The organism is Alcanivorax sp. 1008, assembly GCF_020667895.1.
Classification (GTDB): domain Bacteria; phylum Pseudomonadota; class Gammaproteobacteria; order Pseudomonadales; family Alcanivoracaceae; genus PGZG01.
In genome coordinates this window covers 104,200-126,292 of sequence record NZ_JAFMPS010000006.1, presented here as the reverse complement: position 1 = coordinate 126,292, position 22,093 = coordinate 104,200, and the positions used below count along the sequence as shown (strand labels likewise).

General features: G+C 56.9%; 24 protein-coding genes. 12 read left to right on the top strand and 12 right to left on the bottom strand.

Annotated features, from left to right (window positions below):
* The first annotated feature begins 3 nt into the window (after nucleotides 1-3).
* From ectB to J1C54_RS09300, 3 genes are all read left to right on the top strand, one after another.
* Complete coding sequence (ectB, locus tag J1C54_RS09310; RefSeq protein WP_370635636.1) at nucleotides 4-1,317, top strand: diaminobutyrate--2-oxoglutarate transaminase; 1,314 nt, start codon at nucleotides 4-6, stop codon at nucleotides 1,315-1,317.
* 127 nt (nucleotides 1,318-1,444) lie between these two features.
* A complete protein-coding gene (locus J1C54_RS09305; RefSeq protein WP_229146738.1) occupies nucleotides 1,445-1,843 on the top strand; it encodes an ectoine synthase in 399 nt (132 codons plus the stop codon).
* 268 nt (nucleotides 1,844-2,111) lie between these two features.
* Entirely contained in the window at nucleotides 2,112-3,212 is a 1,101-nt protein-coding gene (locus tag J1C54_RS09300) for a GGDEF domain-containing protein (protein WP_229146736.1), read from the top strand.
* 1 nt (nucleotide 3,213) lies between these two features.
* On the opposite strand, the gene J1C54_RS09295 is transcribed toward J1C54_RS09300, so the two are convergent.
* The gene (locus J1C54_RS09295; protein WP_255612593.1) at nucleotides 3,214-4,134 is read right to left on the bottom strand and encodes a tRNA-dihydrouridine synthase; all 921 of its coding nucleotides are present in this window, start codon (nucleotides 4,132-4,134) and stop codon (nucleotides 3,214-3,216) included.
* A gap of 49 nt (nucleotides 4,135-4,183) precedes the next feature.
* Here J1C54_RS09295 and J1C54_RS09290 point away from each other — a divergent pair, with 49 nt between their 5' ends.
* From J1C54_RS09290 to dxs, 6 genes are all read left to right on the top strand, one after another.
* A complete protein-coding gene (locus tag J1C54_RS09290) occupies nucleotides 4,184-4,414 on the top strand; it encodes a DUF350 domain-containing protein (RefSeq protein ID WP_229146727.1) in 231 nt (76 codons plus the stop codon).
* A gap of 6 nt (nucleotides 4,415-4,420) precedes the next feature.
* Entirely contained in the window at nucleotides 4,421-5,281 is an 861-nt protein-coding gene (locus J1C54_RS09285; protein WP_229146725.1) for a hypothetical protein, read from the top strand.
* Nucleotides 5,282-5,288: 7 nt separating this feature from the next.
* Nucleotides 5,289-5,693 (top strand): thioesterase family protein, encoded by a 405-nt coding sequence (locus tag J1C54_RS09280; protein WP_229146724.1) that lies wholly within the window; start codon nucleotides 5,289-5,291, stop codon nucleotides 5,691-5,693.
* 364 nt (nucleotides 5,694-6,057) lie between these two features.
* Nucleotides 6,058-6,297 carry an exodeoxyribonuclease VII small subunit gene (locus J1C54_RS09275; protein WP_229146723.1) on the top strand — a complete coding sequence of 80 codons (240 nt, stop codon included), beginning with the start codon at nucleotides 6,058-6,060 and terminating at the stop codon, nucleotides 6,295-6,297.
* A complete protein-coding gene (locus J1C54_RS09270; RefSeq protein WP_229146722.1) occupies nucleotides 6,287-7,186 on the top strand; it encodes a polyprenyl synthetase family protein in 900 nt (299 codons plus the stop codon). The genes J1C54_RS09275 and J1C54_RS09270 overlap by 11 nt, the downstream gene beginning before the upstream one ends.
* A 76-nt stretch (nucleotides 7,187-7,262) precedes the next feature.
* Nucleotides 7,263-9,155, top strand: a complete 1,893-nt coding sequence (gene dxs, locus J1C54_RS09265) for a 1-deoxy-D-xylulose-5-phosphate synthase (protein WP_229146721.1) — start codon at nucleotides 7,263-7,265, stop codon at nucleotides 9,153-9,155.
* A 3-nt stretch (nucleotides 9,156-9,158) separates the two neighbouring features.
* Here the strand turns inward: dxs and J1C54_RS16745 are convergent, their stop codons facing one another.
* From J1C54_RS16745 to ribE, 6 genes are read right to left on the bottom strand one after another with little or no spacing between them, the layout of a single operon-like run.
* Nucleotides 9,159-10,370 (bottom strand): GGDEF domain-containing protein, encoded by a 1,212-nt coding sequence (locus J1C54_RS16745; RefSeq protein WP_229146720.1) that lies wholly within the window; start codon nucleotides 10,368-10,370, stop codon nucleotides 9,159-9,161.
* 12 nt (nucleotides 10,371-10,382) lie between these two features.
* Nucleotides 10,383-10,850: a phosphatidylglycerophosphatase A gene (locus J1C54_RS09255; protein WP_229146719.1), complete on the bottom strand. Its 468-nt coding sequence runs from the start codon at nucleotides 10,848-10,850 to the stop codon at nucleotides 10,383-10,385.
* A 2-nt stretch (nucleotides 10,851-10,852) separates the two neighbouring features.
* Nucleotides 10,853-12,076 (bottom strand): NAD(P)/FAD-dependent oxidoreductase, encoded by a 1,224-nt coding sequence (locus J1C54_RS09250; protein ID WP_229146718.1) that lies wholly within the window; start codon nucleotides 12,074-12,076, stop codon nucleotides 10,853-10,855.
* Nucleotides 12,069-13,004, bottom strand: a complete 936-nt coding sequence (gene thiL / locus J1C54_RS09245) for a thiamine-phosphate kinase (RefSeq protein ID WP_229146717.1) — start codon at nucleotides 13,002-13,004, stop codon at nucleotides 12,069-12,071. The genes J1C54_RS09250 and thiL overlap by 8 nt, the downstream gene beginning before the upstream one ends.
* Nucleotides 13,005-13,057: 53 nt before the next feature.
* On the bottom strand, nucleotides 13,058-13,510 hold the full coding sequence (gene nusB / locus J1C54_RS09240; RefSeq protein WP_229146716.1) for a transcription antitermination factor NusB: 453 nt from the start codon (nucleotides 13,508-13,510) through the stop codon (nucleotides 13,058-13,060).
* Nucleotides 13,510-13,980, bottom strand: a complete 471-nt coding sequence (gene ribE, locus J1C54_RS09235) for a 6,7-dimethyl-8-ribityllumazine synthase (protein WP_229146715.1) — start codon at nucleotides 13,978-13,980, stop codon at nucleotides 13,510-13,512. Before ribE ends, nusB begins: the two co-directional genes overlap by 1 nt.
* A gap of 241 nt (nucleotides 13,981-14,221) precedes the next feature.
* Here ribE and J1C54_RS09230 point away from each other — a divergent pair, with 241 nt between their 5' ends.
* Complete coding sequence (locus J1C54_RS09230; protein WP_229146714.1) at nucleotides 14,222-15,055, top strand: alpha/beta fold hydrolase; 834 nt, start codon at nucleotides 14,222-14,224, stop codon at nucleotides 15,053-15,055.
* A gap of 30 nt (nucleotides 15,056-15,085) precedes the next feature.
* On the opposite strand, the gene ribBA is transcribed toward J1C54_RS09230, so the two are convergent.
* The 5 genes from ribBA to glyA are packed head-to-tail and all read right to left on the bottom strand — an operon-like array spanning nucleotide 15,086 to nucleotide 19,820.
* Entirely contained in the window at nucleotides 15,086-16,192 is a 1,107-nt protein-coding gene (gene ribBA, locus J1C54_RS09225; protein ID WP_229146710.1) for a bifunctional 3,4-dihydroxy-2-butanone-4-phosphate synthase/GTP cyclohydrolase II, read from the bottom strand.
* 19 nt (nucleotides 16,193-16,211) lie between these two features.
* Nucleotides 16,212-16,877: a riboflavin synthase gene (locus tag J1C54_RS09220; RefSeq protein WP_229146708.1), complete on the bottom strand. Its 666-nt coding sequence runs from the start codon at nucleotides 16,875-16,877 to the stop codon at nucleotides 16,212-16,214.
* Nucleotides 16,878-16,934: 57 nt separating this feature from the next.
* Nucleotides 16,935-18,047 carry a bifunctional diaminohydroxyphosphoribosylaminopyrimidine deaminase/5-amino-6-(5-phosphoribosylamino)uracil reductase RibD gene (ribD, locus tag J1C54_RS09215; protein WP_229146707.1) on the bottom strand — a complete coding sequence of 371 codons (1,113 nt, stop codon included), beginning with the start codon at nucleotides 18,045-18,047 and terminating at the stop codon, nucleotides 16,935-16,937.
* Nucleotides 18,048-18,077: 30 nt separating this feature from the next.
* Nucleotides 18,078-18,539 (bottom strand): transcriptional regulator NrdR, encoded by a 462-nt coding sequence (nrdR, locus tag J1C54_RS09210; RefSeq protein ID WP_229146706.1) that lies wholly within the window; start codon nucleotides 18,537-18,539, stop codon nucleotides 18,078-18,080.
* Between the two features lie 24 nt (nucleotides 18,540-18,563).
* Nucleotides 18,564-19,820: a serine hydroxymethyltransferase gene (gene glyA, locus J1C54_RS09205; RefSeq protein WP_229146704.1), complete on the bottom strand. Its 1,257-nt coding sequence runs from the start codon at nucleotides 19,818-19,820 to the stop codon at nucleotides 18,564-18,566.
* A gap of 241 nt (nucleotides 19,821-20,061) precedes the next feature.
* On the opposite strand from glyA, the gene ettA reads away from it, so the two are divergent.
* Together ettA and J1C54_RS09195 are read left to right on the top strand one after the other, a co-directional pair.
* Nucleotides 20,062-21,729, top strand: coding sequence for an energy-dependent translational throttle protein EttA (ettA, locus tag J1C54_RS09200; protein ID WP_229146700.1), 1,668 nt, complete (start codon nucleotides 20,062-20,064; stop codon nucleotides 21,727-21,729).
* Nucleotides 21,726-22,082 (top strand): PilZ domain-containing protein, encoded by a 357-nt coding sequence (locus J1C54_RS09195; protein WP_229146696.1) that lies wholly within the window; start codon nucleotides 21,726-21,728, stop codon nucleotides 22,080-22,082. Before ettA ends, J1C54_RS09195 begins: the two co-directional genes overlap by 4 nt.
* The last annotated feature ends 11 nt before the right edge of the window (nucleotides 22,083-22,093 follow it).

Sequence of the window (22,093 nt, the reverse complement as noted above, 5' to 3'; positions counted from 1 at the left end):
TTCATGAACACCCAAATGAACACCGATGTTTTTGACCGAATTGAATCTGAAGTGCAGAGCTATGCTCGCAGCTTCCCGGTATTGTTTGCCAAAGCGAAAGGCTCCTATCTTTATGATGAGAATGGTGATGCCTATCTGGACTTTCTTGCCGGTGCCGGAACGTTGAACTACGGCCATAACAACCCCGTGCTAAAGGAAAAGCTGATTGCTTATCTAACGGAGGACTACATCGTCCACGGCCTGGATATGCATACCGTTGCCAAACGCAACTTCCTGACCATGTTTGAGGACGTCATTCTTAAGCCTCGGGACATGCAGTACATTATGCAATTCACCGGCCCGACAGGCACCAATGCCGTTGAAGCCGCGCTAAAAATTGCCCGCAACATCAAAGGCCGCAGCAACATTATTACGTTCACTAATGGTTTTCATGGTGTGTCTCTTGGTGCGCTGGCAACCACCGGCAATAGTCACCACCGGGGCGCCGCTGGCGTATCACTGACCAACACCTCGGTAATGCCCTACGACGGCTATCTTGGAACCGGCTTTGATACAACGGAAATGATCGACAAGATGCTGTCCGATAGCTCCAGCGGCATCGATCATCCAGCCGCTGTGATTGTCGAAACCGTGCAAGGCGAGGGCGGTATTAATGCGGCCAGCTTTGAATGGCTGCGCAATCTTGAAAAAGTATGCAACAAGCATGACATGCTGTTGATTGTTGATGACATTCAGGCAGGCTGTGGTCGTACCGGGTCGTTCTTCAGCTTTGATGATATCGGCATCAAGCCAGACATCATTACTCTATCCAAATCGCTCAGTGGCTATGGCCTGCCATTTTCCGTGGTACTAATGAAGCCGGAGCTGGACCAGTGGAAGCCAGGTGAGCACAACGGCACTTTCCGCGGCCATAACCCTGCCTTTGTTACGGCAACGGCTGCTCTTGATCACTACTGGCGTGATAACACCTTCGCCACCGAGATCAAGAAAAAGGCAGATATCATTACTGAGCATTTTCGTGCGATCGCCGATCGCTATGACGATTATTGGTTCCACCTGAGCGGTCGCGGCATGATGCAAGGACTGGTATGTCGTGACGGAACGCTTGCAGGTGAAATCACCTCGGAGGCGTTCAATCACAAGCTGGTGATTGAGACATCCGGTGCGGATGACCAAGTGATCAAGACGCTGTGTCCGCTGACCATCAGCGAAGAGGATCTTATTCGCGGGCTTACCATTGTTTCCGACAGCGTAGATATCGTGATGAAAGACCGGATCAAGCAGCAGCGTCGTGGCAAAGTCAGCGTGGTTGCGTAATGCCGAAAGACCATCTGACTATGCCCCGGGCAATCCTGTGCGTATTAAGCTGTTCCGCTGATCACTTCGGGGTCGGTCAGGAAGACGCACAAGCCATACTGAATCACTGGAAGGAGCAATTCGCAGCATGATCGTTCGCACTCTGGAAGAAGCTCGCAATAGCGAGCGACGTGTAGTCGCGCCAAATGGCAACTGGGAGTCCGTGCGCCTGAGCCTGAAAGACGACGGCATGGGTTTCTCGTTCCATATCACCACCATTCATGCCGGCACCGAAACCCATATCTGGTATCAGAACCATCTGGAAACGGTGTATTGCATCAGCGGCGAAGGCGAGATTCATACCCTCGCCGACGGCAAGACTTACCCAATCCGCCCGGGCACCGTATACATGCTGGATAAGCATGATGAGCATTACCTGCGTGCCAACCGTGGCGTAGACATGGTGATGGCTTGTGCCTTCAACCCGCCGTTAAGCGGCAAAGAAGTACATGACGAAAATGGTGTCTACCCGGTTGATAACAACTAACAGGCGCTGCCGGGAAATACAGCAACAATAAAAAGGGGCGCATGACAATCAGCGCCCCTTTTTATTGGCATGCCAACCACTCTAGATACCCACAACAGCCTACCTTTAAAACTCTTCATGCGGTCAAGGCCGGCACCAGGGGTAGCGACTGAAGATGTGACGTTTACCTGCAGCTTAGAGGCTGCGTATACTGCCAGAATAATAAGTATAAGGGCTTGGCCACCAAATGATGTCCCTGCGCAGGCTGCTAGCAAGCAAAGGCAATCCAATGTTCTGGCCGCCCGCAGAAGGGGCTTTGCTCGCCTGCTTTATGACCATCCTTATGAACCTGCTGTTTCTCGCCACCGGGCTGATTGCCGAGGTGCTGCCGCAGCTTGCCATGCACGTTCAACAACCCGTACTGCGTCAGTTCAACATCTTTTCTCTAGCCATGATTGCTCTCTGGAGCAGCGTTTTTATACTGATCTTGCTGATCCGCCGAAACAACCCGCAGAGTCATATCCCTGGACTAATCGTCACCTACCTGTTTGGCCATCCTATGGTGGTGATGGCCTACTTCAACGGCGTCCACTCTATGGTCACGGGGCTGCTTCTGGCGGTCACCCCGGCATTCGGCTTCGTCATGTTCAGAAACCGCCATGTGATGAATGCCCTGCTACTGATCTGGCTGGAAGTTATTTTGTTGGGACTTGCAGTCAGTCTGGGCTGGCTTACCGATGCGCCCCTGTATGGCGACCAGCCTCCAAACCGTTTTCTGGTACCCATATGGTTTTTCATTCAGGTATTGATCGGCTTCCCGGTGGCGTTAGCGTTGCTCATGATTACCCGCTACATCGTCAGCACACTGCGCACTCGCGAAGCTCAGGTACGTGAACTCTCGCGCCGCGACGCCTTGACCGGGGTTTGGAACCGCGGCTATCTGAATGAGTTAATTGCCCGGGAAGTGGCGCTATCAGAGCGCAGTGGCCAGCCTTTAGCGATGGTGGTGGTGGACCTGGACCTGTTTAAGCGAATAAATGATGAGTACGGCCATGCAGCCGGCGACCAGGCACTGATTCACGCAGCTCGAAGTCTGGGTGCCAGCATTCGTGAAGTTGATCATTTGGGTCGCTACGGCGGTGAAGAGTTTGTCCTGTTACTGCCAAATTGTGATGAGGAAAATGCCCGCATCACGGCTGAGCGCTGCCGCACCGCACTGTCCGCAGAGCCGGTTAAAACTAACCAGACGGAACTGACACTCAATGGCAGCTTTGGTGTTGCCGCAGTCCGTGGCGACAAAATTAACAGCGATGAACTATTCCGCCGAGCAGACCAAGCCCTTTACCAAGCCAAAGAAGCGGGGCGCAATCGGGTGGTGGTCGCCAACTGATTTAAATCGCTGCCAGCATCTCTGCCGGTCGCCGCAACTTAACCAGCTTCTGGTACAGCGCCTCCGCATCAGCACAGTCCCTGCGCAGATAATTAAGCCACTGCTTGATTCGCCCGCTGACCTGACTGTCAGAACCGCTACCGTCCAGCTCGCGAATAAACTTCTGCAGATGACCCAGCACTTCAGGCCAGCCATTATCAAGAAGCTGCCCACGCAAGCGACGAGCCAGAAACGGGTCGCTAACCGCACCACGACCCAGCATTATTGCCTCGCAACCAGACTCTTCCATACAACGCCGCGCATCTTCGACCGTCCAAATCTCCCCATTAGCGATAACCGGCAACTCCAGTGCTTCGCGAATCGAGCCAATACGATCCCAAAAGGCCGGAGGACGGTAGCCCTGACTTTTGGTTCTGCCATGCACCGTCAGCCAGGCGGCACCGGCGGCTTCGATGCCCCGAGCGTTGTCCAACGCAAGCTCGCCATCAAGGTTGCCCAAGCGCATCTTTGCGGAAACAGGAATGGCTGCCGGCACCGCGCGCCGCACTGCGTGCACCACCTGATACACCCTCTCCGGCTCATCCAGCAGCACGGCACCCCCACCATGACGGTTCACCGTCTTCGCCGGGCATCCAAAATTCAGATCAATGGCAGGAGCACCGAGCTCCGCCGCCCGGGCAGCATTATCTGCCATACAGGCCGGGTCGGAGCCGAGCAGCTGGACATGCACCGGGGTGCCACTGCGAGTACGAGCATTGCCTGCCAACTCAGGGCACCAGCGGTAAAACACCTTGGCCGGCAGCAGCGTACCACTGACACGGACAAACTCGGTCACGCACCAGTCGTAACCGCCGATATCCGTCAGAGCTTGGCGAACCCAGAAATCCGCCAGCCCTTCCATTGGCGCAAGGATGACTTTCATGGCGCCCATGATAGCATCGGCTCTTGTTATTCACTGCGACGGATCATTCATGGGCTCTGATTTCCTGCTGGCTACGCTATTTAATCTATCGGTCAACTTGATCTACACCGTTGTCGCCCTGATGGTGGGAGTGCTGGCTCTCAAGTTTGTCGACAAGCGCTTACTGGAGCGCGTAGACATCGAAGAGGAGCTGAAGAACAACAATATTGCAGTAGCGATATTTGCCTCCACCATCCTGCTATTTGCGGCAATGATTGTGTCATTCGGATTGAAAGCCTGATCCGCCATGACGGATAGGAGCATCAGCCTGGCCCTGTTCGCTTTGGTAGTAATCGGCCTGCTGTCTGGCAAACCGGAAACCCGCTCCGACATGCCTCTGGATAACGTTGATTCACCGACACTGCCGGGGCAGCTGCGCGCCCCCTCGGAGGAGGATCTGCTGCTGGAGAATCTGAACCATGAAGTCCATCTGGATAGCCCCGAGCAGCCCCGCCGGGGCGCAGTACGCAGCGTACCGGAGCAATTGCGCCTGAGTGACTATGAAGTTCGTCAGACCGTGCGAAGCATGAGTATGGAAAGGCGCTCCTATACCTACACCTGGAACCTGCCTTCGGGCAGGCCCTTCGCCATTACTGCAGAGGGAACATCCCAGCAACATCATTTTGCCCACGGCTACCTGACTGACTGGCACCCATTCCCTGCAACCCGCTCTTGGGAGCCTTGGTATGCGGTGGCGCAGCGGCTTAGATATCAACGGGATCACCACCGTTATGCCGGGCGTCTGGATGTCTGGCAAACCGGTGCCGAGTCCTGGCGCCTGGGCACTGGAGACTGTGAGGATCATGCCCTGCTACTGGCAGACTGGCTGAGCCAGCAGGGCGAGGATGCCAGAGTAGTACTTGGAAAGTATCAGGGCGAAGGCCATGCCTGGGTGGTAACCATTCGGGACGAGCGCACCTGGCTGCTGGAAGCAACCCGCAAGTTCGGCCGCCGGGCGCTTCGCCAGTACCCCCTGGCCAGCACACTACCGGACTATCAACCCGCTGCCATGTTCAACCGCGACACCCTATGGATTAATGACGGCAGCCACCAAACAACCCGATATGACGGCTCCGCATGGCGAGTGGCCGCTCACTTTCAGCCTTGAGGCAGTTATGTTTAGCAGCTCGATACACCCTCGTTTTTCGGACACCGATGCCCTCGGCCATATCAACAACACGGTGATCCCGGTGTGGTTTCTGGAGGCCCGCGAGCCGGTGCTAAGGCTATTTTCGCCGTCACTGGATGTTGGCAAAGCGGCATTGGCGGTGGTGCGCATTGAGGTGGACTATGTGGCGGAAACCCGTTTCGGCAGCGATGTGGAAGTCATCACCACAGTGGCGAAGTTAGGCCACAGTTCGCTACAGCTGGCGCAGGAGGTTTGGCAGGACGGCACGCTGACAGCTCGCGGGTTGGCCACTCTGGTGAATTTTGACCCCACGGAACGTCGCGCAACAGCCATCCCGGATCACGTGCGGGTGGCACTGGCTGAGCATATGCCAAAGCCCAGCGAAGAATAGGGCCCTGCCGGCCAGGGGTGCATCCAACGCCATAGCTCAGGAGGTCGCAAGAGGGGCGGCGGAGGTTGCGGGCCGGCAAGGAGAGCCAATATAGCGCCGCGCCGGGCAGCTTCGCAGGAGAATTTTTATTCCTTTTTGGAATTAGTTAACTCCGCCATCCTAACCAATCTGCTTTTCCCTTTGTGCCTCAGAGGGTTAGCTTTTTGCCTATTCCAGCATCAGGAGTCTCCCGTCAGGCCAAGCCCGCGCAGGGTGTCAGACAACCGGACCGGTTTTCATCAATAACCAGTCAGTAGCGCTGCATCGGCGCGGCGGTGGCGCTACAATGCCGGCCCATTGACGGATTCACAGCGCCGAGGACTTCATGGCCCGTAAACCACAACCCGCAAATCTGGAACAGTCGCTCGACACCCTCGAAACGCTGGTGGAACGGATGGAGTCGGGCGAGCTGTCCCTCGAGGAGTCCCTAAAAGCCTTTGAAGAAGGGGTCAAGCTGACCCGGGAATGCCAGCAGGCCCTGCGTAGCGCCGAACAAAAGGTGCGCATCCTGCTGGCAGCCGACGGCGAGCCAGAGGCTTTTGGCGACAGCAACGATGAGCAGTAACTTCGAAGACCTGCATGACTTTATGGCGGCCCGCCGCCGCCGAGTCGAAGAAACCATGCTGCGGTTGTTGCCCAATAGCACCAGTGCCGCGCCAAGACTGGCTGACGCAATGACCTATGCCGCCATGGGCGGCGGCAAGCGGATTCGGCCAATTCTGGTCTATGCGGCATGCGAGCTGGCCGGCGGTACGGCGGAAATGGCGGATGTGGCCGCCGCAGCCATTGAGCTGCTGCATACTTACTCACTGGTACACGATGACCTGCCCGCCATGGACGACGACGATTTACGCCGTGGCCGTGCCACCTGTCACCGGGCCTATGACGAAGCCACCGCCATTCTGGCTGGCGACACCCTGCATACCCTTGCCTTCGAAATGCTATCCAGTGCCGGCAACTACTCCGCCAGCCAACGTGTAGACCTGATCCGTACCCTTTGTTACGCGGCGGGCGCAGATGGTATGGCCGCCGGACAGATGCAGGACATGCAGGCCCAGGGGCAGCTGCAGACCCTCGCGGCGCTGGAAGAAATGCACTACCTGAAAACCGGCCGCCTGATTACTGCATCACTGCAACTGGGACTCATTGCCTCAGGCCGTGAAGACGCCTCACTGGCCTCCGCATTGACTGAGTACGGTGATGCGATCGGTCTGGCCTTTCAGGTTCAGGACGACATTCTCGACGTCACCGGATCCGCCGATGTGTTGGGTAAATCCAGTGGTTCCGATGAGAAGCTAGGCAAGAGCACCTTCCCCGGCCTTATTGGCCTGGATCCCAGTCGCCAGCGGGCCAAGCAGCTATGCGATCAAGCCTGTGCGGCCATCGCCGGGCAGGCCCCCGAGCACTCCGTGCTCATCGCGCTGGCCCGTTACATTATTGAGCGCCAACACTGAACTGAATCTTCACTGCCAGACAGCTATACTGCGCAGCTCTGAATCAGCCTCATCCGAACACAGACATACGGACCCCATGGCCAGAACCTTTCACGACATCCCGCTGCAGCGACCGGTAACACCACTGCTTGATCAAATCGGCAGGCCCGCAGACCTGCGGGCGCTCGACCGAGAGGATCTTGAGCAGGTCGTTGATGAGCTGCGCGCCTATCTACTTTGGTGTGTCGGTCGCACCGGCGGCCATTTTGGCGCCAGCCTCGGTGTCATTGAGCTCACGGTCGCACTGCACTACCTGTATCAGACACCAGAGGACCGACTGGTCTGGGATGTTGGTCATCAGACATATCCGCACAAGATTCTCACGGGCCGCAGGGATGCAATGCTGGAAATACGCCAGCAACAGGGTATTTCCGGGTTTCCCAAACGCAGCGAATCGGAATACGACACCTTCGGCGTGGGCCACTCATCCACATCTATTAGCGCCGGTCTGGGCATGGCGCTCGGAGCGCAGATGGCAGGCCGGGACCGCCGTGTGGCGGCAGTGATCGGCGATGGCGCCATGACTGCAGGGCAAGCTTTTGAAGCGTTGAATCATGCTGCCCATACCAAGGCCAATATGCTCGTAGTGCTGAACGATAACAGCATGTCGATCAGTCACAACGTCGGCGGCCTTGCCAATCATTTCGCTCGCATCTGGGCTAGCAAGAGCTATATCGCCCTGCGTGAGGGCGGCAAAAAAGTACTGCAGAAAATGCCCGCCGCCTGGGAGTTTGTGCGCCGCACAGAAGAAAGCATGAAGAACATGGTCAGCCCGGATGCTTTGTTCGAGTCCATCGGCTTCAATTATATTGGCCCGATAGACGGCCATGACTTGCACGAGTTACTGCGGGTTATTGAAAACATGCGCGACCTCAAGGGGCCGCAGTTACTGCATATCTATACCACCAAGGGAAAGGGCTTCGCTCCGGCAGAGCTGGACCCAATCGGCTTTCATGCGATTAACAAAATCGAGCCTAAAACTGAGCAATCAGCGCCAGCTGCATCTGCCAGCGGCATCAAATATCAAGATGTTTTTGGTCAGTGGCTATGTGATACAGCCGCCCGTGATGAAAAGCTTGTCGCCATCACTCCAGCAATGTGTGAAGGCTCAGGCATGGTGCCGTTCAGTAAACGTTTCCCACATCGTTTTCATGATGTGGCAATCTGTGAACAACATGCTCTCACGCTCGCTGCGGGTCTCGCCTGCGAGGGTCAGAAACCAGTGGTGGCGATTTATTCCACGTTCCTGCAACGCGCTTATGATCAGCTTATTCACGATGTCGCCCTGCAAAATCTGGATGTCACCCTGGGTATAGACCGGGCCGGCGTAGTCGGTGAAGACGGTGCCACCCATGGTGGCGTATTTGATATCGGCTTCCTGCGCTGCGTACCTAACATGATTATCGCCGCGCCATCAGACGAGAACCAATGCCGCCAATTGCTCACCAGTTGCTACCGTTATCAGGGTCCGGCCGCAGTCCGCTATCCCCGTGGCACCGGCCCCGGTGTCGTCATGGAGTCAGGACTAAACGCCCTGCCTGTCGGCAAGGCCAATCAAGTTCGCAAAGGGCATGGTGTAGCTATTTTGTCGTTTGGCCCGCTGCTTGGCGAAGCCCTTGCCGCCGGCGAGCAACTTGATGCCAGCGTCATTGATATGCGCTGGATCAAACCATTGGATAGCGAGTTACTGGATAAGCTTTCAGAGTCCCATCAATTGCTTGTCACCGTTGAAGATCATCAGCGCATGACGGGTGCTGGATCAGCAGTGAATGAATACCTGATTGAAAAAGGCCACAGCGTGGCATTGCTTAACCTTGGCCTGCCGGATCAATTTATCCACCACGGCAAGCGCGACTCACTGCTCGCCCAGCATGGTCTGAATACGGCAGGCATGGTCGACTCCATCCGCAACAGACTGGCAACGCTATAAAGATTACTCAGCACCCCGCCGCCAGCAATCACGTCCGTCACGCTTGGCCTGATAAAGCGCCGCATCTGCAGCGGCCACCAGAGACTCCGCATGCATGTAGGGCTGTGGCACGCGAGTCGCGACGCCAGCGCTCACCGTGACATGGTCTGCGCAGGCTGACTTCTCATGAGGTAGATTGCGCTGTCGTACGGCATGCAAGATCTTCTCTACCATCTGCTGGGCAGACTCCTGATCCACAGCAGGCAACAGTACGACAAACTCTTCACCTCCATAGCGCGCCACCATGTCCTGTGGCCGCACCGCCTGTGCGGAAATTGTTTGCGCCAAATCACGTAACACCTGATCACCACGCTGGTGGCCATAAAAATCGTTGTAGGGCTTGAAGAAATCCACATCAAGCATGATTACGGTTAGCGGAGTGTCATCGCGCTGGCAGCTACGCCATGCCTTATCAAGACTGCTATCAAAGTAACGTCTATTTGCGAGGCCGGTCAGACCATCAAGAAACGAGAGGCGCTCCAACTGATTGGCCAACGCCTGAATTCGCTCATTATCCAGCACTAGCAAACGGGCATGCAGATGCTCTCGACGCAACTGACGTTCATCCCGATAGCGCAGCACCATACCCAGCAGCGCACCACCAAGGAAAGTTGACGCAGTCATCGTCCAGTCAACCGAAAGGTCAAATGCCAAAACGGCTGTTGTGGCGATCAGCACTCCTGCCACGGTGGCCATCAACGCCCAAGGTAGAAGCAAGTTCAAACCAAGGAACACGATCACCATGACAAAGATGGTGCCCTCGTGAACCAGATAGTACATCTCACTACCTTGAATAATGGACGGATGAATCAGAGCGAAGCCGACTGCCACTGATACCAATGCGGCCATATACAACTGATAGTTATGGCGCAGCACATCAGCCACAGAAAGAAGCCACGCAGTGACAATCAACACCATGAATACGGCATAACTTGCCGGCCAGAAACCGATATTGGAAATGCCGCTGAACAAGACCAGTGCTGCGCCAAGGCCAAAATAGAGCAAAGCGACCGAGCCAATCATACTGTTGAATCCATCAACCGCTCGATGATCGTGCTCACGACAAAAATCCGCCTCTAAAGGCGCAGGCAGGCGCAACCAAAAGTCCCGCCGGGAGAGATGGGAAAGAATTACCCCGTGCTGATCCGCCGGGTTGTTATTATTCTGCTCTGTCACTCCGACACGCCTTTACCACCACCAGAGTACCGTCTGGATACAGATAGCAGCATAGAGCCCGGCAACCAGATCATCCACCATAATCCCTGTGCCTCCATGAATGTGCCTATCAAGCCAACCAATGGGCCACGGTTTGACGATATCAAACAGGCGAAACAGGGCAAAGCCAAGCAGTGCAGTTGCAATACTCACCGGCACCAACAGCATGGTCAGCAAAAAGCCGGCAAACTCATCCCATACAATACCGCCATGATCATGAACACCCAGATCACGGGAGGTCTTACCACATAGCCATGGGCCAACAGCAATCACCAGCAGCAAAACAACCAGGTAGCCCATCAATGGTAGCTGGGCAGCGACGTACCAAATTGGCAACGCTGCCACAGTACCCATGGTGCCCGGCGCCTTCGGTGACAGCCCACTGCCAAAGCCAAAGGCCAGAAAGTGAACCGGGTTACGCATATCAGGTTTAACGGGCATGTTTACTCCAGAACTCTGAAACGGACCAGCCCGGCGAGGCTGTCCGGATGACGCAACCCGTCGATAGTTGCATCAATACCGCTATCCAGTATTCGCCGCCACAAGCCCCATAGCCGGCGCGTTGTGCGGCGACGGTCAAAGCTGGCCATGCCAGCCTGATACACCGCTTCTTTTAAAACACGCAGCGATGGGCCAGCCAACACCCGATGATCACTGATCAGAAAGGTATCCAGGGCACCAAAGGTGATAATTTGTGGCTTCGGCGATGGGCGGAAATCTGTCAGTGCTTTGCCGGCACGGGCTGCCATGATATTTGTCGCGGCAAGACGCCCCATATCCATGGCGTGATAGGCCTGCTTGGGCAGCAACATACCTGCCACTGAACTAACCGCGTCGCCTATCACATACACCCCTTCTGCATGGTCACTGTGTAGTGCTGCAGACACCGGAGCAAAGCCGGACGGATCATTCAGATGGCTGTCTTGAAGCAGCGCATGGGGGCCAACTCCCCCGGTCCAGATGACCAAATCCGCCGCCAGCATCTCACCACTGGCCAGCGACACTCCCTGCTCGTTAACAGCGGCAACTCGCTCACCAAGCCGAAAATTAACCGGCCAGCTCTGACAATGCTGTCTGATTGCCTCATTCAGGGATTGCGGTAACGCCGGTAGCACCCGCTTGGCGCTGTCGACCACCTCGATGGTCAGCCCTGGCCGAGCTCCGTAGGCACGCAGAATTTCACCAAGCGCTTCCACACCCTCTACACCAGCGCCAACTAATACCAGACGCAACGGCCCTGGCCGGCTACTTAGCCTTTCCAGCCGCTGGGCAATCCTCCGGCAATCGGACACTGACTTGAAGGGCAGAGCATGCTCGTCGGCGCCGGGGATGCCCCAGGTCTGATGACGCCCACCGACAGCAACGATAACCTGAGAAAATGGCTGTACCGAGCCATCATCAAGGAATAACTCATGGCGGTGCGCATCAATTCGCTCGACTCGCTGGCGATACCAGTCATGCCCCGCCTTGGCCAGCAGTGGCCCGCGCTCAACTCGCAGGTTATAGGGACGACGCAGCCCGGAAATCAGCTCATGAATATTGGGCAGCCATTCCAGTGCGCCAGCCGGCTCATACACCCTGGCGGAGACCCGCCCGGCAAGAGCACGGGCTGCCGTCATGCCGCCCAGACTGGCCCCGACTATGACAACTGGGCGAATATCATGCATCGTCGCTGTCTCCCGCGAAGTGATCCCAGCCCCCAGGCAGGCTGGCAAGTGGGTTGCCCGCCGCATCCAGAACACGAATGCCACGGCGCGCCTCTACCCGACCAATTTCACGCCACTGGGCAGGTAAATTGAACACCGGCGGCACAGTGAACAGGAGCAGGTAGTCGTCCCCACCAGCTAGCTGTACCCGCTGGCGCTGGCTGTCATCACCCCATTCATTCAACGCCAGTGAGCGAGGCAACTGGGCCAGACGAATGTCGGCACCAAGCCCGCCGCTGTCCTCCAGAATATGACCGAGATCCGCCAACAAGCCATCAGAAATATCAATACAGGAGCTGGCCAATCCGCGCAGCCGACATCCCAGATCGAGCTGCGGCTGGGGCCGACTGAAGGCTTGCACCAGAGCGCCATCACGCTGGCCGGCCTGCCAGCATTGCAGCCCGGCGGCCGCCTCTCCAGGCACGCCGCCCACACAGATACGATCCCCGGGACGGGCACCGCTCCGCAGCAGCGCCTTACCGGCCGGCACTTCTCCGGAGGCCTGCACCGTAATCGATAATGGCCCGCGGACCATGTCTCCACCAACCAGAGTCATGCCAGCCTGTCGGGCAAGCTCATCAAAGCCGGCGCAGAATGCCTCCAGCCAAGACTCATCAACCGTCGGCAGACTGAGGCTGAGCAGGCACCAGCGCGGCGTGGCTCCCATGGCGGCAAGATCGGAGAGATTAACTGCCAGTGAACGCCAGCCAATATCAGCAGCGGGAAGATCTTCGGGGAAGTGACGCCCGGACAGCAGTGTGTCCATGGTCATCACCAACTGCATGCCGGCGGAGGGCAGCAGCAGGGCCGCGTCATCGCCCGGCCCGAGCAACACCCCGGAGCCGGTACGGCCGCGAAAGAACCGGCGAATCAGATCGAACTCATTCACTCCGGCCCCCATCCATGCAGCAGACCCGCCAGCAGGAGCGGGTCAGGAAAAGATCAGAAACCGCGCACCTCTTCTGTGCGCAGACGGCGTGCCACCTTGTCCAGCACCCCATTGACGTACTTAAAGGAATCGTCCGCACCAAATACCTTGGCAAGCTCAATACCCTCGTTGATGATTACCCGCCAAGGGACATCAGGGCGAGCCAGCAGTTCAAAGGCACTGATCCGCAAGATCGCCTTCTCCACCTGAGAAACTTCGATCAACGGCCGATCAAGGGCTGGCTGCAAGGCCGCATCCAGCTCGGACAGCCGCGCCGGAACACCATGCAGCAACTCATGAAAATAGGTCCGGTCGACCTTCTTCATATCGTTATCCGTAAGAAACTGCACCTCAATGTCGCCCACATCATTCTTCGACAATTGCCATTGATAAACAGCTTGCAGGGCAAAGCGGCGCGCCTTGCGACGCGCCGCCGGGGTAGACGGAACCGGGGTCTGGTCGGTCATCAGAGCTGCTTGAACAGGCTGACCATTTCCAGAGCACAGAGAGCCGCTTCAGCGCCCTTATTGCCAGCCTTGGTGCCAGAGCGTTCGATGGCCTGCTCGATGCTATCCACCGTCAGCACGCCGAAGGCTATGGGCACACCACTGGCATTCTGCACCGCAGCAATACCTTTGGCAGCTTCGCCCGCCACATATTCAAAGTGGGCGGTACCGCCACGAATCACCGCGCCCAGAGTGATGATGGCGTCATAGCCGCCCTTGTCGGTCAGGCGCTTGGCCGCCACCGGCATCTCCCAGGCGCCGGGCACGCGCACCACGGTAATGTCGCCAGCATTAACGCCATGCCGCGCCAGAGTGTCTACTGCTCCGCTAAGAAGAGCCTCGACCACAAAACTGTTGAAGCGGGAAACAACGATCGCGTAGCGACCACCCACATTCTGAAAGTTGCCTTCGATGGTGTTGAATTCGGTCATGTAACCCCCTGACATCGGCCGCAGCCGGAAAAGGCGGACATTGTAACCAGTTCGTCGCCTTTGTTCCTGACTTTTTCGGCGGGGAACTCCCCCTGAGCCACCCGGATTGACTGGATCGGGCAGTTGCAGCGCGGCATGGATTTGCTTGACGACTGACTATAAAGCTCACCGACTGAATTGCTGTCATGGGCGCTGCCATACATATGAGGATAATAGGCAGGAACCTATCAGGTGCCGCCATATGGAATACTTTCACACCAGAGCAGGACACCGCTTGGCCTACTCCAGCTACGGCCCCGAAGATGGCGCGCCGATAATCCTTCTGCATGGCGGCGGACAAACCCGCCATGCATGGCAGGGCAGCGCAAGAGTTCTAGCACAGGCCGGCTGGAGAGCTATTAGTGTCGACTTGAGAGGCCATGGCGACAGCGATTGGCCCGGCAACTACCAGATTCGACAATTTGCTGACGATGTTATTGAGCTAGCTCAGTCACTGCAGCGCGAGCCGGTACTCGTCGGAGCCTCACTGGGTGGACTCGCCTCTCTGATAGCAAATGGTGGCGACAGCGGCGAAATATCCCGAGCCCTGATACTGGTTGATATCGCACCACGACTGCGGGCCGATGGTGTCGATCGGATACTTGGCTTTATGGCAGCGCACCGTGATGGCTTCGCATCATTGGAGGATGCCGCCGCAGCCGTTGCCGCATATCAACCGCAACGCAGCCAACGTAGCAACCCGGATGGCCTCAAGAAAAACCTGCGCCAGCGATCCGACGGTCGCTGGTATTGGCATTGGGACCCAAAGATGCTGGAGGACTTCCAGCGCGGCCGGGAAGAAAGTGATGTACATGATGACGAGCGGTTCTACACGGCAGCAGAAAAACTCAGCCAACCTGTACTACTGGTACGTGGCAGCCACAGTGATGTAATTGATGAATCCATCACTGCGGAGTTCCGCCAGCGTATTCCCGGCTCAAAGGTAGTAGATGTGAGTGGTGCCGGCCACATGGTAGCCGGCGACCAGAACGATCTCTTTGTCGATGCGGTAAAAGATTTTATTGGTCAGCTTTAGCAGGGCACCACCGGAGCGCCCTGCCAACAATTACTGTGCCTCAACGTATTCAACAATTTCCAGATCAAACCCCGATAGAGCATTGAAGCGCATCGGTGATGACAGCAAACGCATACGGCGCACGCCCAGCTCTCGCAGAATTTGCGACCCGGTACCAATATTACGATAGGCCGGACCGCTGCTGTTAATCGGGCGACGCTTGCCGGAGAAATACTCCTCAATCATGCCCTGCATATGGTTGGATGCGTAATCCTGACCCAGAATAATCACCACACCGGCATCACTGGCGGCAACTTCCTCAAGTACTCGATGCATATTCCAACCGGTACGGCCATCCATTTTAGCGCTCATCAGATCGCGCAGCGGATCCACCTGATGCACACGCACCGTGGTAATTTGCTCCGGCTCTGGCTTGCCCTTGACCAACGCCACATGGGTCATGTCGTCCACCGTATCGCGGAACGCCAGCAATCGGAATTCGCCATACCAGGTGGGCAATAAGTTATCGCTAACCAGCTCAACGGTTTTTTCGTTGGTCATGCGATATTCAATCAAGTCCGCGATGGTGCCGATCTTCAAATCATGCTGCTCGGCAAAGACTTCCAGATCAGGACGACGCGCCATGGTGCCATCATCGTTCATAATCTCGACAATCACCGCTGCCGGCTCCTTGCCCGCCATACGAGCCAGATCACAACCAGCTTCGGTATGACCTGCACGATGCAATACACCACCGGGCTGGGCCATTAATGGAAAAATATGTCCGGGCTGAACAATGTCAGCGGGCTTTGCATTTCTGGATACCGCTACCTGAACAGTCTTGGCACGATCAGCAGCAGAAATGCCTGTAGTAACGCCCTCAGCTGCTTCAATAGAAACGGTGAAATTAGTACCCAACTGAGTGCCATTGCGACCAACCATCAGTGGCAAGTCAATCTGCTTGCAACGCTCCTGAGTCAACGTCAGGCAGATCAAGCCACGAGCATGCTTGGCCATAAAATTAATGGCTTCCGGGGTGACATGCTCTGCAGCCATCACCAGATCGCCTTCGTTCTCGCGATCCTCATCATCCATCAGGATCACCATTTTGCCAGCGCGCAAATCGTCAACCAGCTCCGCAATACTGTTCATCTTCATGCTTTTCTCCAGCAAGCCGCTACGGCTTCAGGTAGCCGTTTTCGGCCAAAAATGCCATGGAAATTCCGCCTGACTGGCCGGACTGCGCCGCACGCTCCCCCATCAGCAGGCGTTCGAGATAACGGGCAATCACATCCACTTCCAGATTTACTTTGCTGCCCGGCTGCCACTCGGCAATGGTCGTCATCTTTTGAGTGTGCGGCACAATGTTCAGACTGAACACCGCGCCCTCCACACTATTCACAGTGAGACTGATCCCATCCACCGTGATCGAACCCTTGTGGGCAATGTACTTGGCTAACTCATCCGGCGCGCGAATATCGAAACGAATCGAGCGGGCGTCCGGCTTCATGCTCACCACTTCACCAAGGCCATCAACATGCCCGGACACCAGATGGCCGCCCAAACGAGTGGTTGGGGTCAGCGCTTTCTCAAGATTGACAATGCTGCCGGCACGCAAATTACCAAGTGTGGTCAGACGCAAGGTTTCGCCGGACACATCAGCAGTAAAACCATCTCCCGGCAAGGTCACTGCGGTTAGACATACACCATTCACCGCGATTGAATCACCGAGCTGCACGTCCGACAAATCCAGCACACCGGTACGAATGCGCAGAGTGACATCACCACCCTTTGGCGTCAGGCTGACAATTTCACCTTTCGCTTCAACAATACCGGTAAACATGTCTATCTCCGTTTTAGTTCGCGGCGATCGCTCGGCGATCTCGCGATTATCGAAAAATCAGGCCGGAAAATAAGTCAGGCAAAGATCGTCACCGACCTGCTCAACTCGATCAAGTTGCAGCCGACGCTGCTGCGCCATACTGCCAATTTCCGGCAACGACAGCAGTGGCCGTGCTGACGACCCGAGTAGCGTCGGCGCCATAAATACCACTAGTTCATCAAACAACTGCTCACGAACAAAGGCGCCCGCCAGCATTGGCCCGGCTTCCACCAGCACTTCGTTGCAGCCTCGCTCACCGAGCAGCTTGAGCAGCTCACGTAAATCGGTGCCAGAACCAGAGCCTGGCAAAGTCAGCACCTCTGCGCCGCGCTGCTGCAGTGCGCCAGCCAACACCGCCGATGCCTGACTAATGATCAGGACATCACCATCCTCGCTTAACAATCTGGCATCCAGAGGCAGGCGCAGCTTGCCATCCAGCACCACCCTTAGTGGTTGGCGCACAGCACCGAGATAATTATTTGTCGACCAATCCTCGACACGTACAGTCAGCGCCGGATCATCCGCCAGCACCGTACCGATACCAGTGACGATTGCCGATGAACGGGCCCTTAGTCGCTGCACCTGTTGCCGTGCCACCGGCCCGGTAATCCACTTCGACTCGCCGCTGGCCATGGCGGTGCGGCCATCCAGACTCATGGCCAGCTTGATGCGCACCAGCGGCATGCCGGTTTGCATGCGTTTGATAAAACCGGGGTTAAGCGCCCGCGCCTGCGTTTCCAGCAGACCGCAATCAACGCTGATACCCGCGTCACGCAGCTTCGCCAGACCCTGCCCCGCCACTAGCGGGTTCGGATCCTGCATTGCCACCACCACGCGGTCGATACCAGCGGCAATCAGGGCATCCGCACAGGGGCCGGTGCGTCCGGTATGCGAACAGGGCTCCAGCGTCACGTAGCAGGTCGCGCCACGGGCGGCGTCTGCGGCCATGGCAAGCGCATGACGCTCGGCATGGGGTTCGCCGGCGCGCTGGTGCCAGCCCTCACCAACTACTTCGCCATCTGTGACGATCAGACAGCCTACCCGTGGATTTGGATCAGTGGTGTAAAGGCCTCGCTGCGCGAGTGTTAGCGCGCGCTGCATATAGCCACTATCAAGGTCGGAAACGGTCATGATCTGGCCCGCAGAAAACCGTAACTGGTGCTAAGCATCCTTGGATTGCTCGAGGCGATCAACTTCAGCGCGAAAATCAGAGATATCCTGAAAGCTCCGATACACCGAAGCAAAGCGCACATAAGCCACGGTGTCGAGCTGACGCAGCTCCGTCATCACCAGCTCACCCACTACCCGCGCCGGCACTTCGCGCTCGCCGGTGGCACGTAGCTTGTGAGTAATGCGGGTTACCGCAGCATCCACCGCTTCCAGACTAACCGGACGCTTTTCGAGGGCACGCATCAAGCCAGCACGCAGTTTGACGTCATCGAAGGGCTCACGCTTGCCGTCAGACTTGATCACCCGCGGCATCACCAACTCGGCGGTTTCAAAAGTAGTAAAACGTTCGCCACAGCTGCCGCATTCGCGACGCCGACGCACCTGCCCGCCGTCAGCGACGAGGCGGGAGTCAATTACTTTGGTATCGTCGGCGCCGCAAAACGGACAGTGCATCTCATTTCCCGATAAAGAAAATAATTAGTGCTGATATACCGGCAGACGTGCACAAATGGCGGAAACCTTTTCACGCACACCGTCAATTACTGCCTGATCACCCTTGCTATCCAGAATGTCACACATCCAGCCGGCCAGATCACGACAATCCGCTTCACTAAAGCCACGAGTGGTGACCGCCGGGGTGCCAACACGAAAACCGGAGGTAACAAAGGGGCTGCGCGGATCATTCGGCACCGCATTCTTGTTAACGGTAATGTGGGCATTGCCAAACCACGCATCAGCATCTTTGCCGGTAACGTCCTGCTTGATCAGGCTAACCAGGAACAAATGATTTTCTGTGCCGCCGGAAACCACGTCATAGCCACGCTGAATAAATACCGCCGCCATCGCCTTGGCATTAACCACCACCTCTTTCTGGTAGCCCTTGAAGTCGGCTCCCAGCGCCTCCTTGAAGCACACCGCCTTAGCAGCAATCACGTGCATCAGCGGTCCGCCCTGGCCACCAGGGAATACTGCGCTGTTGAATTTCTTTTCCAGCTCTTCGTTGCGTTTGGCCAGAATCAGACCACCACGGGGACCACGCAAGGTTTTGTGGGTGGTGGTGGTAACCACGTCAGCAAATGGCACAGGATTCGGATAAACACCTGCTGCAACCAGACCCGCAACGTGGGCCATGTCCACCATCAGGTAAGCCCCGACTTTGTCAGCAATGGCGCGGAAACGGGGGAAGTCGAGTACCTGCGAATAAGCCGAGAAGCCGGCAATAATCATCTTCGGTTTGTGCTCAACGGCAAGACGCTCGACTTCGTCGTAATCAATCAGGCCGGTTTCCGGATTCAGACCGTACTGCACGGCGTGATAGGTCTTGCCTGAGAAGTTCGGCGCCGCGCCATGAGTGAGATGACCACCGTGAGCGAGGCTCATGCCCAGCACGGTATCGCCCGGCTTCAGCAGGGCCAGAAACACGGCACCGTTGGCCTGGGAACCGGAGTGAGGCTGCACATTGGCATAATCGGCACCAAACAACTGGCAAGCACGATCAATGGCCAGCTGCTCGACCACATCGACATGCTCACAACCGCCGTAGTAACGCTTACCGGGATAGCCCTCGGCGTATTTGTTGGTCAGCACGGTACCCTGAGCTTCGATCACCGCCGGGGAGGCGTAGTTTTCCGAAGCAATCAGCTCGATATGGGCTTCCTGGCGCTTCTCTTCCGCCGTGATGGCAGCCTGAATTTCCGGGTCAAACGCAGCGATGGTGTGGTCTTTGCCAAACATGAGTGTGCCTTCTCGGTAACCTGGTTTGCGGGGAGGGCGCATTCTAGCCGAATGAGGGGCTTAAATCACTTTGCCTGACGTGAGTGAAGGGGGTTTCACGGCAGCGGCCCCAGTCTGGCAACCTGAAGCCTCGCTCAGCCCGGCCTGACATGCCAAATCGCCCCTGCGCTGACTTTCAACCTGCCCCTATTTCCGTTAGTTTATGCGCACTTTTCCAGACTTTCCCCGCAACGGAATCCCCATGTCTCAGTACATTTTCACCATGAATCGGGTCGGCAAGATCGTCCCGCCGAAAAAGCAGATTCTCAAGGACATCTCTCTGTCCTTCTTCCCCGGCGCCAAGATCGGTGTGCTGGGCCTGAACGGCTCAGGGAAATCCTCCCTGCTGCGCATCATGGCCGGGGTAGACAAGGACTACCTGGGTGAAGCCCGTCCCCAGCCCGGCATCAAAATCGGCTATCTGGCCCAGGAGCCAGAGCTGGATAACAGCAAGACCGTGCGCGAAGTGGTCGAGGAAGCCCTTGGTGAAGTAAAGGCGGCTCAGCAGCGCCTTGAGGAAGTCTACGCCGCCTATGCCGAGGAAGACGCGGACTTCGACAAGCTTGCCGAAGAACAAGCAAGACTGGAGGCCATTCTGGAAACCGCCGGAGGCCATGATCTGGAGCGCAAGCTGGAGATCGCCGCTGACGCCCTGCGCCTGCCCCCCTGGGACGCGGAGGTTAAGCACCTGTCCGGCGGCGAGCGCCGTCGCGTCGCTCTGTGCCGACTGATTCTGTCCGCCCCGGATATGCTGCTGCTGGACGAGCCCACCAACCATCTGGACGCCGAGTCGGTGGCCTGGCTGGAACGCTACCTGCACGAGTTCACCGGAACCGTGGTTGCAGTAACCCATGACCGATACTTCCTCGACAACTCCTGCGAGTGGATTCTGGAACTGGACCGTGGCGAAGGAATCCCCTGGAAGGGCAATTACACATCCTGGCTAGAGCAGAAAGAGAAGCGCCTGGAACAGGAGGCCAAGTCCGAAAGCGCCCACCGCAAGACCGTGGAGCGCGAGCTTGAGTGGGTAAGGCAGAACCCGAAAGGCCGCCGCTCCAAAAACAAGGCACGGGTAGCCGCCTTCGAGGAGCTGGCAAGTGTTGATTTTCAGGAGCGCAACGCCACTCAGGAACTGTATATCCCGCCCGGCCCACGCCTTGGCGAGCTGGTATTCGAGCTTAATGGCGTATCCAAGCACTTTGACGACAAAGTGCTTTACGAAGACCTTAGCTTCAAGGTACCGCGCGGCGCCATCGTTGGCATTATCGGCCCGAACGGTGCCGGTAAAACCACTCTGTTCCGCCTGATGACCGATCAGGAAACACCGGACAAGGGCGAGATCGTCCGCGGTGACACCGTGCAGCTGGCCTATGTGGACCAGTCCCGTGAAGACCTTGCTGGAGAGAAGACCGTCTGGGAAGAAATTTCCGATGGCCTCGACATCCTCAAGGTAGGCAACTTCGAAATGCCGTCACGGGCCTATATCGGCCGCTTCAATTTCAAGGGCGCCGACCAGCAAAAGCGGGTCAAGGACCTGTCCGGCGGTGAGCGCAACCGACTACATCTGGCCAAGCTACTGAAGCAAGGCGCCAACGTGCTACTGCTTGATGAGCCAACCAACGACCTTGATGTCGAGACACTGCGCGCCCTCGAAGAAGCCTTGCTTGCCTTCCCCGGTTGCGCCATTGTTATCTCTCACGACCGCTGGTTTCTTGACCGGGTCGCCACCCACATTCTTGCCTTTGAAGGCGACTCAAAAGTGGAGTGGTTTGAAGGCAGTTATACAGAGTTTGAAGAGTACCGGCGCCGCACCCTGGGCGAGGAAGCCCTGCAACCAAAGCGGGTGCGTTACAAGCGGATTGAAGTATGAGCAACCCCGAAGACAAACGCCGTTTCTCCCGGGTGCCCTTTGAGGGCACCGCGCGGCTGCATATCGGCGAACGGCTATTGCCAGTTGAGCTGCTGGATATCTCGGTGCGCGGCGCACAGATTCGTCTGCCCCAAAGCGAGTCCGTACACGCTGATGACGAGTGCCGTCTGACACTGACCCTGGATGACAGCCCGATCCACCTGACCCTGGAAAGCCAGGTACGTCACATCAGCGATGATCAAGCCGGGCTGATTTTCGTGCTGATTGATGTTAGCGACATGCAGCACCTGCGCCGCATTGTCGAACTCAACCTTGGTGACGAAGACGCTGTGAAGAATCTGGTCGGCAAATAAGCTAACCATTT

What these genes read in the sequence shown, in the direction of transcription:
- J1C54_RS09275 (WP_229146723.1), top strand. Translation starts at nt 6,058, where the DNA reads ATGGCCCGTAAACCACAACCCGCAAATCTGGAACAGTCGCTCGACACC.
- J1C54_RS09230 (WP_229146714.1), top strand. Translation starts at nt 14,222, where the DNA reads ATGGAATACTTTCACACCAGAGCAGGACACCGCTTGGCCTACTCCAGC.
- ribD (WP_229146707.1), bottom strand. Translation starts at nt 18,047, where the DNA reads ATGACCGTTTCCGACCTTGATAGTGGCTATATGCAGCGCGCGCTAACA.
- ribE (WP_229146715.1), bottom strand. Translation starts at nt 13,980, where the DNA reads ATGACCGAATTCAACACCATCGAAGGCAACTTTCAGAATGTGGGTGGT.
- J1C54_RS09255 (WP_229146719.1), bottom strand. Translation starts at nt 10,850, where the DNA reads ATGCCCGTTAAACCTGATATGCGTAACCCGGTTCACTTTCTGGCCTTT.
- J1C54_RS09280 (WP_229146724.1), top strand. Translation starts at nt 5,289, where the DNA reads ATGTTTAGCAGCTCGATACACCCTCGTTTTTCGGACACCGATGCCCTC.
- glyA (WP_229146704.1), bottom strand. Translation starts at nt 19,820, where the DNA reads ATGTTTGGCAAAGACCACACCATCGCTGCGTTTGACCCGGAAATTCAG.
- J1C54_RS09195 (WP_229146696.1), top strand. Translation starts at nt 21,726, where the DNA reads ATGAGCAACCCCGAAGACAAACGCCGTTTCTCCCGGGTGCCCTTTGAG.
- nusB (WP_229146716.1), bottom strand. Translation starts at nt 13,510, where the DNA reads ATGACCGACCAGACCCCGGTTCCGTCTACCCCGGCGGCGCGTCGCAAG.
- J1C54_RS09300 (WP_229146736.1), top strand. Translation starts at nt 2,112, where the DNA reads ATGTTCTGGCCGCCCGCAGAAGGGGCTTTGCTCGCCTGCTTTATGACC.
- J1C54_RS09220 (WP_229146708.1), bottom strand. Translation starts at nt 16,877, where the DNA reads ATGTTTACCGGTATTGTTGAAGCGAAAGGTGAAATTGTCAGCCTGACG.
- ectB (WP_370635636.1), top strand. Translation starts at nt 4, where the DNA reads ATGAACACCCAAATGAACACCGATGTTTTTGACCGAATTGAATCTGAA.
- ettA (WP_229146700.1), top strand. Translation starts at nt 20,062, where the DNA reads ATGTCTCAGTACATTTTCACCATGAATCGGGTCGGCAAGATCGTCCCG.
- dxs (WP_229146721.1), top strand. Translation starts at nt 7,263, where the DNA reads ATGGCCAGAACCTTTCACGACATCCCGCTGCAGCGACCGGTAACACCA.
- ribBA (WP_229146710.1), bottom strand. Translation starts at nt 16,192, where the DNA reads ATGAAGATGAACAGTATTGCGGAGCTGGTTGACGATTTGCGCGCTGGC.
- J1C54_RS09250 (WP_229146718.1), bottom strand. Translation starts at nt 12,076, where the DNA reads ATGCATGATATTCGCCCAGTTGTCATAGTCGGGGCCAGTCTGGGCGGC.
- J1C54_RS09295 (WP_255612593.1), bottom strand. Translation starts at nt 4,134, where the DNA reads ATGAAAGTCATCCTTGCGCCAATGGAAGGGCTGGCGGATTTCTGGGTT.
- nrdR (WP_229146706.1), bottom strand. Translation starts at nt 18,539, where the DNA reads ATGCACTGTCCGTTTTGCGGCGCCGACGATACCAAAGTAATTGACTCC.
- J1C54_RS09270 (WP_229146722.1), top strand. Translation starts at nt 6,287, where the DNA reads ATGAGCAGTAACTTCGAAGACCTGCATGACTTTATGGCGGCCCGCCGC.
- J1C54_RS09305 (WP_229146738.1), top strand. Translation starts at nt 1,445, where the DNA reads ATGATCGTTCGCACTCTGGAAGAAGCTCGCAATAGCGAGCGACGTGTA.
- J1C54_RS09285 (WP_229146725.1), top strand. Translation starts at nt 4,421, where the DNA reads ATGACGGATAGGAGCATCAGCCTGGCCCTGTTCGCTTTGGTAGTAATC.
- J1C54_RS09290 (WP_229146727.1), top strand. Translation starts at nt 4,184, where the DNA reads ATGGGCTCTGATTTCCTGCTGGCTACGCTATTTAATCTATCGGTCAAC.